Raw genomic sequence first — 13,699 nt, forward strand, 5'->3', positions numbered from 1 at the left:
GCTATGGGTTCAGAAATCTTGACCACTTGCTTAAAAGAATAAGACTGATTTGTGCATAGAAAAAGCACCTCAATTAAGAGGTGCTTTAGGCTCAAAATCATTCATCAATACGATTTGACAAAGAACCCTAAAAAAGAGCCCCCAAACACCGGGAGCTCCTAGTTAGATATGAGTGGTAAGATGAAATTTACTGCAGTTTCATCAACGTTAAAATGAATCTAAACTTTAAATGAATCTTACTACTGAGAGACATATCTTACTATAAATATGTATTACTTCGTTCAACTAATGGATCCTAGCGCAGCATGTATTGAGTTTGCGCGACTACTTTTTAGGTCGATCTTATGTTAACTTTTGGCACTAGTTCCAAAAATGTCGTTGAACTGTACAGACTCTAACTTTCCTTTGTTTCTTACTAATCCTACCATTCTCTAAAACGATAAAACTTTCTTAATCAAACTATTTTTAGGGCTACAGTTCCTGACATTTCATCTTTACCACATCTATAATATAGCATTATCCGTAAGCGTTTACAACATTTTTGTGTTACTAAACTTACACTAAAATAATAGACAGTGTGACAGCTCTAATTACTGTTATTTTAGTACATTACATAATCGAAATATTCATAGGATCAATTCTTACTAATGAAGAATCTATATATGGATATTCAAATTATAAGTTAATTTTCATACATTAATAAATGAGTCGGAAGGACTGAGAATACTTTACCCGCTGTGGGTGTGGCGTTATGGCTTTAGCCATTACACCACCGGGCGAGTTTGGAGACTTACCGAACCGTGGTAAGGCTTCAAACCGAGGGACGAGACCATGGCTCGGCCCGGTCCGCATAGCAGGTAAATATTCTCATTTCTGGAGACGGAGACACTAAAAAAGGACTCTACTCTTGGAGAGTCCCTAGTTAGATATAAGTGGTAAGATGAAATTTGCTGCAGTTTCATCAACGTTAAAATGAATCTAAACTTTACAATGAATCTTACTACTTAAAACATATCTTACTATATGAATTGTTCAACTAAAGGATCCTAGCGAATTACGTAATGAGCTTTGTGCGACTAACATTAATTAGGTCGATTTTATATTAACTTTTATCACTAGTTCCTAAAATGCCGTTGAACTGTACTACCTTAATTTTACTTTGCTTTCTACTAATCCTACCATCTCCTAGAAACGATAAAACTTTCTCAATCAAAATCTTTTAGGGCTACAGTTCCTGACATTCCATCCTTACCACGTCTATAATATAACATTCTATGTAAGCGATTACAACGACTAATTATTCTTTTTATAAAGTCTTTCATTTTCTTTAATTTCACTCAAGTAAAACTTAGCATCAACGCCTGATGGATCAACGATTGTGCCATCCTGATATTCGACTTCATACATTTCTTCATAGTCAGAAATACTCATCTTTTGACGATTATCAAGCATTGCCAAAATAGCATCTTTATCGATAACTTTTTCAAAACCTGGTTGAATTTCACCACTGTAAATTTCACCAACGGCACCTGAACCATAACTGAAGAATAACATCTTCTCGTTAGCTTTAGCGGCATTGACTAGATATGACAAAAGTCCTAGATAAAGTGAGCCTGTGTAAAGATTACCCACTTCACGACTGAATTTAACACTGGCTTGATAATGTTCTGTCAATTCAGCATATTTCTCATCTGGCAACTTGCTTTCCAATGTGCGCAAGGCTTTAGTTCCCATCTTTGTATAAGGAATATGGAACAACATTGTCGAAAAATCATCGGCAGTAACGTCATATTTAGCTTGGAACTTATTCCAAAGTGTTGTGAAGAAATCGACATAAACCCCATTTGAGAACTTTCCACGGGCAAATGCTGTCTTTGAAAAAGTTGGACGCCAGAAGTCACCGACGTTACGTGTCATATAAACTGACTTGTGATCAAGCTTCAAAACACGAGGATTCTCACTAATCAACATAGCTACTGAACCCGCACCTTGAGTAACTTCACCTGGAGTCTTGATACCATAACGAGCAATATCGCTGGCAATAACTAAAGCTGTCTTACCTGGATTGAGACTGACAAAATCATATGCTGCTTGCAAACCGGCTGTAGCGCCGAAACAAGCTTGTTTAATTTCAAATGAACGAATATCTTCTGGCAAATCCAACAAGTCCATTAAGAAAGCTGCTGTAGACTTAGATTCATCAACACTGCTTTCAGTTCCAACAATCAATAGACCAATATCTTTTTTATCATCAGCTGTCAAAATATTGTCGGCTGAACTAGCTGCCAGTGTAACTGCATCTTGATAAGGTTGTGGAACAGCTTGCTTATCTTGACCAATACCAATGGTAAATTTATTAGGATCAACATCCCTAGCTTTAGCTAATTCAACAATATCAATATAATCTTTTGGTACATAAAAGCCTATTTTATCAATACCTACATCCATTATTTTTTCCTCAACTCCAATAAAATATTCTCTGCATTCTGCAATGTATAATCTTTAGTCTGATTCAATTCATCAGCTACTTGATCGATTTCTGGACCGACTGCACCGGCTGACACCGCGAGAGATTTACTTTGCAATCCCATGTGTCCCGCTTGAATACCAGTCGTGACCAAAGCTCGTAACGCTGACAAATTATTAGCAAGACCAACTGCACCCACAACTGACTGCAATTGTTTACTATTTTGAATCTTCATAATTGCCAAACTCAATTGCGCCATTGGTAAAGCCTTGATAGCACCACCAACACTACCCAATTCAATAGGCATTTTTAACGTTCCAACTAATTTATTATCAGCAATATGCCACTCACTAAATGGTTGGTATTGCCCAGATTCAAACGCAAAACTATGTGCAGCTGCTTCTTGAGCACGAAAATCATTTCCCGTTGCCAATAATACAGCGTCGACACCATTCATAATGCCTTTATTGTGAGTAATAGCCCGTTTAACCGACTCTTTGGCAAAGGTTGATAGTTTGACTATCCGACCAGCAACTTCCTCGCCAGACATCGTTTTAGTAGCTAATTGCTCATAATCAACTTTTGCTTCTACTGTAATAACCTGACCTACTCCACTGTTGGATAAAATGCTGCACAAAACATCCCCAGAAATCATTGAGGTAATCTTATGTGCGGTCTTTTCCAAAATCGAGTTGACCATATTAGCTCCCATGGCATCAACAGTATCGATTCCTAGTTCAACTTCTTCAAAATGTTCATAATGATTGAATTTCAAAGAAACGACTCCACCGCCACGTTTAATTAAACTTGGGTGAGCTTGTTGAGCAAATTCAAAAATTTCTGAATCATGTTGATGTAATTTTGCTATGTCAGCTTCCGTCACATTTTCCAAAACAACTTGCCCATAAACAATTCTAGACGTTGGAAAAGTTTTGAAACCGCCACTGTTTTTGATACGTTTGGCTGCATTCGAAGCCGCTGCAATGACTGAAGGTTCTTCAATCACCATTGGCACCAAATATTCAGTTCCATCAATCAAAAAATCAGTCGCAAAACCATATGGCAAACTAAAACTACCAATCTGATTTTCACTGAGACTGTCAGCTAAATCAGTCGAGATAGTCTGACGTTCACGTAATAATGTAGCTTGAGTTTCATCAATATAGCCACCATCGAGCAAATATTTAATCCGTTGCTCATCAGTCATTTCGTAGATTTTCATAGTAATTTAATTCCCATAGCCATCGCCATACCGCCACCGATACAGAGCGATGCTAAACCGGTTTTCTTGCCCTCTTGTTGCAATGAATTAATCAAAGTAGCAATCATACGAGTTCCTGTAGCACCAAGCGGATGTCCTAAAGCAATCGCTCCACCATAAATATTCAAGTGATCCTCAGGTAACTTGAGGTCACGACTAACAGCAACCGCTTGAGAAGCAAAAGCTTCGTTAACCTCGAATAAATCATAGTCATCAACGGTTGTCTTATAACGATCAAAGAACTTGTTGATAGCATAATATGGTGCATATCCCATATAATCAGGGTCAATTCCAATTTCAGTGTAACCAGTAATTTCAGCTACATAATTGAGACCTAATTCTTTAGCGCGACTTTCACGCATCAAAATTACGGCAGCGGCACCATCATTGATTGGTGATGAATTACCTGCTGTAACTGTTCCTTTTTTATCAAAAACAGTCCGTAATTTACCCATTTGTTCCAAGGTAGTAGTTGGACGAATTGATTGGTCAGTGGTGATTTCTTCACCATTAACTTCAATCGGAATAATTTCTTTGGCTAATTTTGCTTGAGCCTTATGTGCTTTTTGATGTGAATCAAAAGCAAATTTATCTTGTTGTTCACGTGTTACATGATATTTACGAGCTACATTTTCGGCTGTGATACCCATTGGTAAATGATTGAAAGCATCATTCAAACCATCGTTGAACAAACTATCTGACAACTTAGGGCTAACTTCCATCTTGCCTGTTCTTGGTGCGTAAAATGGTGCATTTGACATACTTTCTACACCACCGGCAACAACAATCTCAGCGTTACCCATCGTGATAGCCGAAACACCCTCGTAAATAGCCTTCATTCCGGAACCACAAACTTGATTGACGGTCATGGCCGTTGCGTCGACACGTCCGTCTACATTTAACTCGATTTGGCGAGCTGTATTTTGACCCATACCAGTTTGATAAACATTTCCAAAAATAAATTGATCAACCATCTTTGGGTTAACTTTATTTTGGCTAAGTAGTTTTTTAACAAGTTGACTACCCAACTCAACCGCCGTCATATCAGCAAATTGTCCGCGGAATTTGCCAATAGCAGTTCTTTTTGCATCTATAATTACAATCGGATCCATAATCTTTTCCCTTCAAACTTGGTAGAATATCCTTAAGCCTTAATGATAATTTAATTAACCAATAAAAACAAATAAAAGTGATGGAAAATTCTTATGCGTACTATTGATTTAATCTTATTACTAAATGATTTCAAAAAAAATAACCGTATATTCGTCGAAACCGACGATAAACGATTACCTGTTGTTGACCTTGAAGTCATAGATGATGAAATAATCCTCAAGACATCTACCAAAATGCATGGTTTAAAAAATTGGGAGTTTTTAATTCTGCTCAATAAAAAAGAATATTACGAAATGCCTGTTTTTTATAAGGATGAATCTGGACAAAAACAATTGTTTGGTTTCAGAGTATCTAAGGATAGTTTGTTGTTGGGTTAGTTCCTGCCTCATCCGGTGACAAGTGGTTTTGCCTGCTGCCAAGGTCTCGGGGCTCGATTTTGAGCTTTGCATAGATCGCAAATCTCAAAATACGTCTGTACTGTAAGAACGACTTTGTCGTCCTAACACCACTGTCACTGCTGGCAAACCACTTGTCACCGGATGCTAGGGTATTTTTTATGTTTGGAATTTTTAATATACTCAAGTGTATTTCCACAAATCCAAAATATTGGATTGATTCATCCCTATTTGATACTTAATCTATAAAATAAATAAATTAGTTGGAAGAGATGAGAGTATTCATCAGCCGCGAAAGTGGCGTTATTGCTTTAGCAATTACACCACCGGACGTGTTGGAGACTTACCGGTTTTTGGTAAGGCTTCAACCGAGGTTCGAGACCGCTCTCTGGCTCGGACCGTGCCGCGCAGCAGATGAATACTCTCATCTCTGGAGACGGCGCAAAAAAAGTCTACCAGCTGTGAAATTGGTAATATAATGGCAAGATTTTGCCATTATATTACCAAGGACGTATTTTGAGCTTCGAGTGGCTTTCTCGAAGCTCAAAATCGAGGTTCGAGACCTTGGCTCGAACCGGTCCCACAGCAGGTAGACTTTTATTTGCGCCCGCAGGCGGCAGACTATTTAGTAGTCTTTTTGCTCTTATCTTCAGCTTGAAGTTTCTTAGCAAGATCAAGAATGTATGGCTTCAATTCATCCTTAACTTCTGGGTGAGTCAATCCATATTCGATGTTTGTCTTCACATAACCAAACTTGTTACCAACATCAAATCTTTGTCCCTTAAATTCATGGGCAAAGACTCTTTGTGTCTTGTTCATGCGATCGATAGCATCTGTTAATTGAATTTCGTTACCAGCACCTGGTTTTTGAGTTGCTAGTAGGTCGAAAATTTCTGGTGTTAACAAGTAACGTCCAATAATGGCTAAATTACTTGGGGCATCTTCAACTTTTGGCTTTTCAACGAATTTCTTAACGTTGTACAATCCAGGAGCATTTTCGCCTTCTGGGTCAATTACACCGTACTTAGAAACGTCTTTTTCAGGAACCTTCATAACAGCGATTGTTGAAGCATGAGTCTTCTCATAATCGTCAATCAATTGTTTTGTCAAAGGAACCTTGTCTTTCATCAAATCATCACCAAGCATAACGATAAATGGTTCGTCACCGATAAATGATCTAGCTTGTGAGACTGCGTCTCCTAAACCATTTGGATGTGCTTGACGACTGTAGTACAAGTTAACGCCCAAGTCAGTTGTAGCTTGAACAACTTTTAATAATTCAGTTTTATTCTTCGATTCAAGGTTTTGTTCCAATTCTGGTACAGAGTCGAAATGATCCTCGATTGAACGTTTATTCTTACCAGTAATGATCAAAATATCTTCAATACCAGAAGCTTTGGCTTCCTCAACGATAAATTGAATTGTTGGCTTGTCAACGATAGGTAACATTTCCTTTGCTAAAGCCTTTGTAGCTGGCAAAAATCTTGTTCCCAATCCTGCTGCTGGTATAATTGCTTTTCTAACTTTCATTAATTATTCTCCTTTTCATGCGACTGCAAATAACTAGTTAATCTACCAGTACTTATCCTTAAATATGGACCGCCGAAGGACTCGGCAAAAGCAACATTAATAGCATTTCCAAATAAAAAGATTGTCACTGACATATTCACCCAAAGCAAAAACACAATAATCGCACCAATAGCACCATAGTTGTCCCAAGCCGCCCCAAAATATTTCAAATAATATGAAAACAATTGTGACAGACCTAAGATACCGACGCTGGCGATAAAAGTCCCGGTTAAAATGTAATAAAGTTTCAAATGGATATTAGGTAAAAAATAAAATAAAGCAAACATGATCAAAAACATTATAACAATTGCAAAGGGCCATTTCCAACGGGTAAATTCATCTATCCAGCGGGAATTCACTCGTAGCAAGGGAATCAACCAGTTCAAAAAAAGTTGACCAAATGTAAACGTTATAATAGCTGCCACAGCAATGACGATTAACATCAAGGTTGTGACAAATGCTAGACCACGACGAATGATATAGTTTAAAAAAGTTTTTTCCACAAACAGACTGTTTACATCCAAGCCGTATGCTTCATTCATCGTTATTTGTGCAATATTTAATCCACGAGAGATTGCCCAAAGAGACACTAGAATACCAACTGACAAGATACCTCTATTGGAACTAGATAAGACCTTAATAATTGTCGGTAACAAATAGTGATGCAAATCATCAGGCAGAATAAATTCAATATAACTGATGACTGTCGGTTTATCTAAGTGTAATAGTGGAATCAAATTTCCAATTACAATGACAGCTGGAAACAGTGACAACAGGATATAATACGTAATTGCTTTCGAAGCCATGGGTACATTTGAATCGCTCACTGCTTGTGTAACATACTTTACGAAGCCGATAAATTTTTCATGCTTAGATATCGGTTGCTTAAATAATGGTACCTGCTGTGTATTTTCTTCCATTATTCACACCAATTATTAAAGTAGATATTTAGCATCATATTCAGGATCTTGTGATGTTAGAATTTTAGGACCGTCTTTGGTAATCGCAATTGTATGTTCATATTGAGCGGAATCAGTACCATCAGCGGAAACAAAGTATTCCCAACCGTCAGCTTTGACAAACTTATCTTTGATTTCCCATGTACCTAAATTAACCATTGGTTCAATTGTAATCGTCATACCTTCACGTAATCTTAAACCTTGGCCGGGCTCACCATAATGAGGCACATTTGGAGCTTCGTGCATTGTTGGCTGGATACCATGTCCAATCAAATCACGCACATCACCCATGTGATTTTCATCTTCAACATAATGTTGAATAGCGTAACCGATATCACCTAAACGATTACCGACAACAGCTTGGTCAATACCTAAGTAAAGGGCTTTTTTAGTAACGTCCATTAACTTTTGATCTTCAGCTGAAAGTTCTCCAACGGCATATGTCCAACATGAATCACTTTCGTAACCATCCAAGTTGACTGTCATATCAACCTTTAGGACGTCCCCACTCTTCAAAATCAAGTTCTTGCGAGGAATACCATGGGCTACTTCATCATTGACACAGACACAAGTAGCGTATTTGTAGCCTTCAAAGCCTTTTTCTGATGGGCGACCACCATGTGAAACGATATAGTCGTTGGCAAAATTTTCAATTTCCATTGATGAAATTCCTGGTTTGATAATGTCACGCAAACCGATATGTGTATTGGCAAGCAATTCTCCGGACTTTCTCATTCCTTCAATTTCTCTTGCAGATTTTAATGTAATCACTTTATAACATGTCCCTTCAAAAAAAATGTTAATCTCATTATAACATTGTAGTTGTTTTTGAAATGCCTTGTTCTGGGATATATTGAGGTATGCCGCCTCTTGGTTCCAGTGATTCCGAACGCTATGCGACCGGTGCGAGCCAAAGTGCGGTCTCGAGCCTCGATTTTGAGCTTTGCACGGTTCGCAAATCTCAAAATACGTCGGTAGAGTAAGGACTGAAGTCCTAACTCCACTGGCACAGCTGTTCTCCATCATTGGAACCAAGAGGCTCATTTTTTTTAGATGGATTAGTTGGGTACGTTCAAAAAAGTTTCACTTATAAGAAGATATAAATATTTTTTGATTAGTATTTCAAGAATCAAATATCGGTCGTAAGAAATTCTAAATTATCGCAATCCTACAATAGATTCACTACCAACCAATTCTACTGCAGCCAACAAAAAAACTAGCCTTCGGGTGTGAGGGATGAATCCCGCAGTGATAGTGGTGTTAGGTCGGCGATCTTCCGGCCTTACACCACAGGACGTATTTTGAAATTCGCGTACTTTGCGAAGTTCAAAATCGAGGGTCGAGACCGCCCTTCGGCTCGAGCCGGTCCCACAGCAGGCTTCAATCCCTCACACCCGAAGGCGGCATATCCAAACTTTTTTCAAACTTTTAACCTTTCGATTATTGATTTTTGCTATAATTACTCAAGATATGCATTTATAAATGAGGCGTTAATATAATATGACAAAAGTAAAAATTGTCTTTGCCAGCATTACTGGTAATGACGAAGATATCGCATACGTTTTAACAGAAAAATTTGAGGCACTTGGTTGCGACGTTGATATGAGTGAAGTTTCTCAGACTGACGCCGCTGATTTTGAGGATGCCGATATTTGTGTGATTGCTAGTTATACTTACGACCAAGGAATCGTACCCGATGAAGCTTTAGATTTTTACGATGATATGCAGGACTTGAATCTTAATGAAAAAGTCTATGGGGTCTGTGGCTCTGGCGATACCTTCTATGAAGATTTTTGCCGAGCTGTTGATGAATTTGCCAAAGTTTTTGACAAAGTTGGCGCAACTAAAGGTGCTGAACCCGTTAGAGTTGAACTGGACCCCGAGCAAGATGACATTGATCATCTCGATAACTTTGCGGAAGAAATTTATAAAAAGGCACAAGAAATGGATCTATAAAAATGGATTTTATTAAAAAATATCGTAATTTTTGGGTGTATTGTTTCTTCGGGTTCTTAGCATCGATCATCAACATCGGAATCTTTGACCTCTCACACAATTATTTCCACATTCCCTTGTGGATTGCTAACACGGTTGCTTGGTTCATTTCCAATTTCTTTTCATTTTTCGTTACCAAGCTCTATGTTTTCAAATCCGAAATGGAAGGTTTTAAAAAGCTATTTCATGAAGGCATTATTTTCTTAGTTTCACGAATTTTCTCATTGATCTTTGATGACGTGTTTATGGTTGTGGCTGTTCTAATCTTCCCTTGGAACAACTTAATTATTAAAGCCATCGATCAATTGATTGTTGGACTGTTCAATTACTTCTCTTCCAAACTGATTTTCAATTACAATAATCGTCAGTTGATTGAGAGATTTAAAAATTTAAAATCAAAAAGAAGTCGAAATGAGTTTTAATTCATTTCGGCTTCTTTCTTTGTTCTATTGAAATATTCCGTTTCCAGAGCTGAGAGTATTCATCTGCTGCGCGGAACGGCCCGAGCCAAAGAACGGTCTTGAACCTCGGTTGAAGCCTTGCAAAGAACGCAAGTCTCCAACACGCCCGGTGGTGTAATTGCTAAAGCAATGACGCCACTTTCGCTGCTGATGAATACTCTCAGCTCTTCCAACTATTTGATTTTTAATAAACTAATTATCTAAATAAATCACTATCAAAAATGTTACAATTGCTTTCAACTCTGATGTTAATTCTTTATTGGTTGAATGGTTTCAAATAATAATAAAAAAGACAAAGCACTATTTTACCGATGTTTTGTCTTTAATATAAAAATTTTAATTTATTCAAATTCTCCAGGGCGGTCTGTTGTTTGTTTAAAGTAGTAGCTTAATGAGTCAAGAATTCTATCTGATGCTTTTCCGTCACCATATGGATTCTTGGCATTTGCCATGCGGTCATATTCGGCTTTATCTTCAATTAAGCGTGTCATTTCTCTTTCGACTACTTCGGCATCTGTTCCGACTAGTTTCAATGTTCCGGCTGTAACACCTTCTGGACGTTCAGTTGTATCACGCAATACCAATACTGGCTTGCCTAATGATGGAGCTTCTTCTTGAACACCACCAGAATCGGTCATGATGAAGTAACTTCTTGATGCTAGATTATGGAAATCTACTACATCTAAAGGTTCGATCAAATGTACTCGGTCAACGTCGCCTAAGATATCTTTGGCTGTCTTTTGCACAACTGGATTCAAATGAACTGGGTAAACTAGTTCAATATCGTCATGTTTTTCCACAACTTTCTTCATAGCACGGAAAACTTGTTTCATTGGTTCACCTTGGTTTTCACGACGGTGCATTGTGATTAAAATCATCTTTTTATCTGGATCGATAACGTCCATAACGTCGTGATGATAATCTTTGTGAACGGTACTTCTCAAGGCATCGATAGCTGTATTACCAGTTACGAAAATGTGGTCTTCCTTGTGATTTTCCTTCAACAAATTAGCTTTACTTTCAGTTGTTGGTGCGAAGTAAATATCAGTTAAATCATCAGTCATTTGACGGTTCATTTCTTCTGGCCATGGTGAGTACTTATTCCAAGTTCTCAAACCAGCTTCAACGTGTCCAATAGCTGTTTGATGGTAGAAAGCTGACAATGCAGCACTAAATGTCGTTGTTGTGTCACCGTGAACTAGCACGATATCAGGTTTTTCTTTCTCAATAATGCTATCTAATTCTTTAAGAACCAAACCAGTGATACCACTAAGAGTTTGGCGTTCCTTCATGATATTTAAATCGTAATCTGGCTTAATATTAAAAATTTCCAAAACAGAATCAAGCATCTCACGATGTTGGGCTGTCACTACAGTAACAGTCTCAAAACGGTCACTATTTTGCTTCAATTTCAAAACTAGCGGTGCCATTTTAATTGCTTCTGGTCTTGTACCAAAAACAGTCATAACTTTAATTTTATCCAAAATTATCACCTCAATAAATTAGTTCCAGTATATCAAAGTTGGGGTTATTAATATAGGTAGTGTTGTCCGTCTCCAGGGATGAGAAAATATTTACCTGCTATGCGGACCGGTCCGAGCCACAGTACGGTCTCGGACCTCGGTTTGAAGCCTTACCAAAGTTCGGTAAGGCTCCAAACTCGCCCGGTGGTGTAATTGCTAAAGCAATAACGCCACACCCACAGCTGGTAAATATTTCTCATCCCTTCCGACTCTTTTTTGGAGTCAGCTTCATTACTTTTAACTAAATCTTTGAATACGAATTTATAAACATTATCGATACTTAAAATAATCAATAACCACATAACTTGTTAATTATTAAAAGTTCCCTCATTAATTCACTCAAACAATACACTGAAAATTTTTGATCTACAAAGTATGACATTAAATCAACAAAACAATATATACATTGAGTAATATCAAATCAGCAAAAAATACATTAGCCAGAGGTTGTGAGGGATGGAATCCGCAGTGAAAGTGATGTTAGAGCTAAAGCTCTAACATCACTGGACGTATTTTGAAATTCGCGTACTTTGCGAAGTTCAAAATCGAGGGTCGAGACCGCACTCTGGCTCGAGCCGGTCTCACAGCAGACTCCATCCCTCACAACCTCTGGCGGCACCCAACCCCAAAAAACATTTTCTACTATTTTATGAAAACTTATGTTTATAATTAACCATTATGATAAATCTAACTCTTTTAGTTATTCTAAGCATCCTAACCACGCTTGTAGCTTTCTTCGCGGTCATGTCAATTTACAACACTGTGATTAAATCCCGGTACCAAAAAAATTGGTGGTATATTCTAATAATTTTAATAATCCTATACCTATTAGCCTTTTACATGTATTTTCATTTTAGATAAAGCGCTTACTGAAATAGTTTTGTTAAAAGATGTATTAATTTTATTCACTTTGAGTTAAAATTACTAATGTATTCAAATAAATGAATGAAATTTTTGGAGGATTATCGATGGTTTTAACAAACGGTAACGAAATTTTCAACAACGCCCGTAAAGGCAAATATGCTGTTGGTGCATTTAACATCAACGACTTGGAATGGACTCGTGGCATTTTAGCTGCTGCCCAAGAAACAAATACACCTATCTTGGTTCAAACATCAATGGGTGCTGCTAAGTATATGGGTGGTTACGAACTATGTCTACACCTTGTACAAGACACAATCAAATCAATGGGTATTACAGTTCCAGTTGTAATGCACTTGGATCACGGTAACTACGAAGCTGCTAAGGAATGTATCGAAGTTGGTTACAACTCAGTTATGTTCGATGGCCACGACTTACCTTTCGACGAAAACCTTGAAAAGACAAAGGAAATCGTTAAATTAGCTCACGCTAAGGGTATGTCTGTTGAAGCTGAAGTTGGTTCAATCGGTGGTACTGAAGATGGTATTACTGGTCTTGGTGAATTAGCTGATGTTGAAGAAGCTAAGACACTTGCTGCTACTGGCGTTGACTACCTTGCTGTTGGTATTGGTAACATCCATGGTGTTTACCCTGACAACTGGAAAGGTTTGAGCTTTGACCGTCTACAAGAATTAGCTGCTGAAATCTCAACACCACTTGTTCTTCATGGTGGTTCAGGTATCCCTAAGGAACAAATCGTTAAGGCTATCTCAATGGGTATTTCAAAGGTTAACGTTAATACTGAATTACAATTGTCATTTGCTAAGGCAACTCGTGAATATATCGAAGCCGGCAAAGACCAAGATATCGCTGCTAAGGGTTACGATCCTCGTAAGTTACTTGCTGCTGGTACAAAAGCTATTACTGAAACAACTAAGGAACGTATCGAATGGTTCGGTACACCTTCAATCAAGTAATAATTTGATTAATAAAAGACAGGAACTTTGGTTCCTGTCTTTTTTGTGCTCTTTTTATATCCTAAATATATTTAAATACTTCTACTTTCAACTAATTAGTCGAACGTCTTGGGATACT

11 protein-coding genes are annotated in these 13,699 nt (G+C 37.8%); 4 read left to right on the plus strand and 7 right to left on the minus strand.

Annotated features, from left to right (window positions below):
* Positions 1-1,293: 1,293 nt before the first annotated feature.
* The 3 genes from AAA923_RS10720 to AAA923_RS10730 are packed head-to-tail and all read right to left on the minus strand — an operon-like array spanning position 1,294 to position 4,840.
* Positions 1,294-2,448, minus strand: a complete 1,155-nt coding sequence (locus AAA923_RS10720; protein ID WP_338217010.1) for a hydroxymethylglutaryl-CoA synthase — start codon at positions 2,446-2,448, stop codon at positions 1,294-1,296.
* Positions 2,448-3,689, minus strand: coding sequence for a hydroxymethylglutaryl-CoA reductase, degradative (locus AAA923_RS10725; RefSeq protein WP_338217012.1), 1,242 nt, complete (start codon positions 3,687-3,689; stop codon positions 2,448-2,450). Before AAA923_RS10725 ends, AAA923_RS10720 begins: the two co-directional genes overlap by 1 nt.
* Positions 3,686-4,840, minus strand: coding sequence for a thiolase family protein (locus AAA923_RS10730; protein ID WP_338217013.1), 1,155 nt, complete (start codon positions 4,838-4,840; stop codon positions 3,686-3,688). The genes AAA923_RS10725 and AAA923_RS10730 overlap by 4 nt, the downstream gene beginning before the upstream one ends.
* 93 nt (positions 4,841-4,933) lie before the next feature.
* Between AAA923_RS10730 and AAA923_RS10735 the strand changes: the two genes are divergently transcribed.
* Positions 4,934-5,218: a hypothetical protein gene (locus tag AAA923_RS10735; protein WP_338217014.1), complete on the plus strand. Its 285-nt coding sequence runs from the start codon at positions 4,934-4,936 to the stop codon at positions 5,216-5,218.
* Positions 5,219-5,857: 639 nt separating this feature from the next.
* On the opposite strand, the gene galU is transcribed toward AAA923_RS10735, so the two are convergent.
* From galU to map, 3 genes are read right to left on the minus strand one after another with little or no spacing between them, the layout of a single operon-like run.
* A complete protein-coding gene (galU, locus tag AAA923_RS10740) occupies positions 5,858-6,766 on the minus strand; it encodes a UTP--glucose-1-phosphate uridylyltransferase GalU (protein ID WP_338217016.1) in 909 nt (302 codons plus the stop codon).
* Positions 6,766-7,725, minus strand: a complete 960-nt coding sequence (locus tag AAA923_RS10745; RefSeq protein ID WP_338217018.1) for a YihY/virulence factor BrkB family protein — start codon at positions 7,723-7,725, stop codon at positions 6,766-6,768. Before AAA923_RS10745 ends, galU begins: the two co-directional genes overlap by 1 nt.
* A gap of 15 nt (positions 7,726-7,740) precedes the next feature.
* Positions 7,741-8,535: a type I methionyl aminopeptidase gene (map, locus tag AAA923_RS10750; protein WP_041500392.1), complete on the minus strand. Its 795-nt coding sequence runs from the start codon at positions 8,533-8,535 to the stop codon at positions 7,741-7,743.
* Positions 8,536-9,264: 729 nt separating this feature from the next.
* On the opposite strand from map, the gene AAA923_RS10755 reads away from it, so the two are divergent.
* Both AAA923_RS10755 and AAA923_RS10760 read left to right on the plus strand, forming a co-directional pair.
* The gene (locus AAA923_RS10755; protein WP_338217020.1) at positions 9,265-9,720 is read left to right on the plus strand and encodes a flavodoxin; all 456 of its coding nucleotides are present in this window, start codon (positions 9,265-9,267) and stop codon (positions 9,718-9,720) included.
* Positions 9,721-9,722: 2 nt separating this feature from the next.
* The gene (locus AAA923_RS10760; RefSeq protein WP_338217022.1) at positions 9,723-10,181 is read left to right on the plus strand and encodes a GtrA family protein; all 459 of its coding nucleotides are present in this window, start codon (positions 9,723-9,725) and stop codon (positions 10,179-10,181) included.
* 380 nt (positions 10,182-10,561) lie between these two features.
* Here the strand turns inward: AAA923_RS10760 and wecB are convergent, their stop codons facing one another.
* On the minus strand, positions 10,562-11,704 hold the full coding sequence (gene wecB / locus AAA923_RS10765; RefSeq protein WP_338217024.1) for a non-hydrolyzing UDP-N-acetylglucosamine 2-epimerase: 1,143 nt from the start codon (positions 11,702-11,704) through the stop codon (positions 10,562-10,564).
* Positions 11,705-12,711: 1,007 nt separating this feature from the next.
* Here wecB and fba point away from each other — a divergent pair.
* Entirely contained in the window at positions 12,712-13,581 is an 870-nt protein-coding gene (gene fba / locus AAA923_RS10770) for a class II fructose-1,6-bisphosphate aldolase (RefSeq protein WP_338217026.1), read from the plus strand.
* Positions 13,582-13,699: the final 118 nt, after the last annotated feature.

Source organism: Companilactobacillus muriivasis (assembly GCF_036246245.1).
In the GTDB taxonomy this organism is placed as follows: domain Bacteria; phylum Bacillota; class Bacilli; order Lactobacillales; family Lactobacillaceae; genus Companilactobacillus; species Companilactobacillus muriivasis.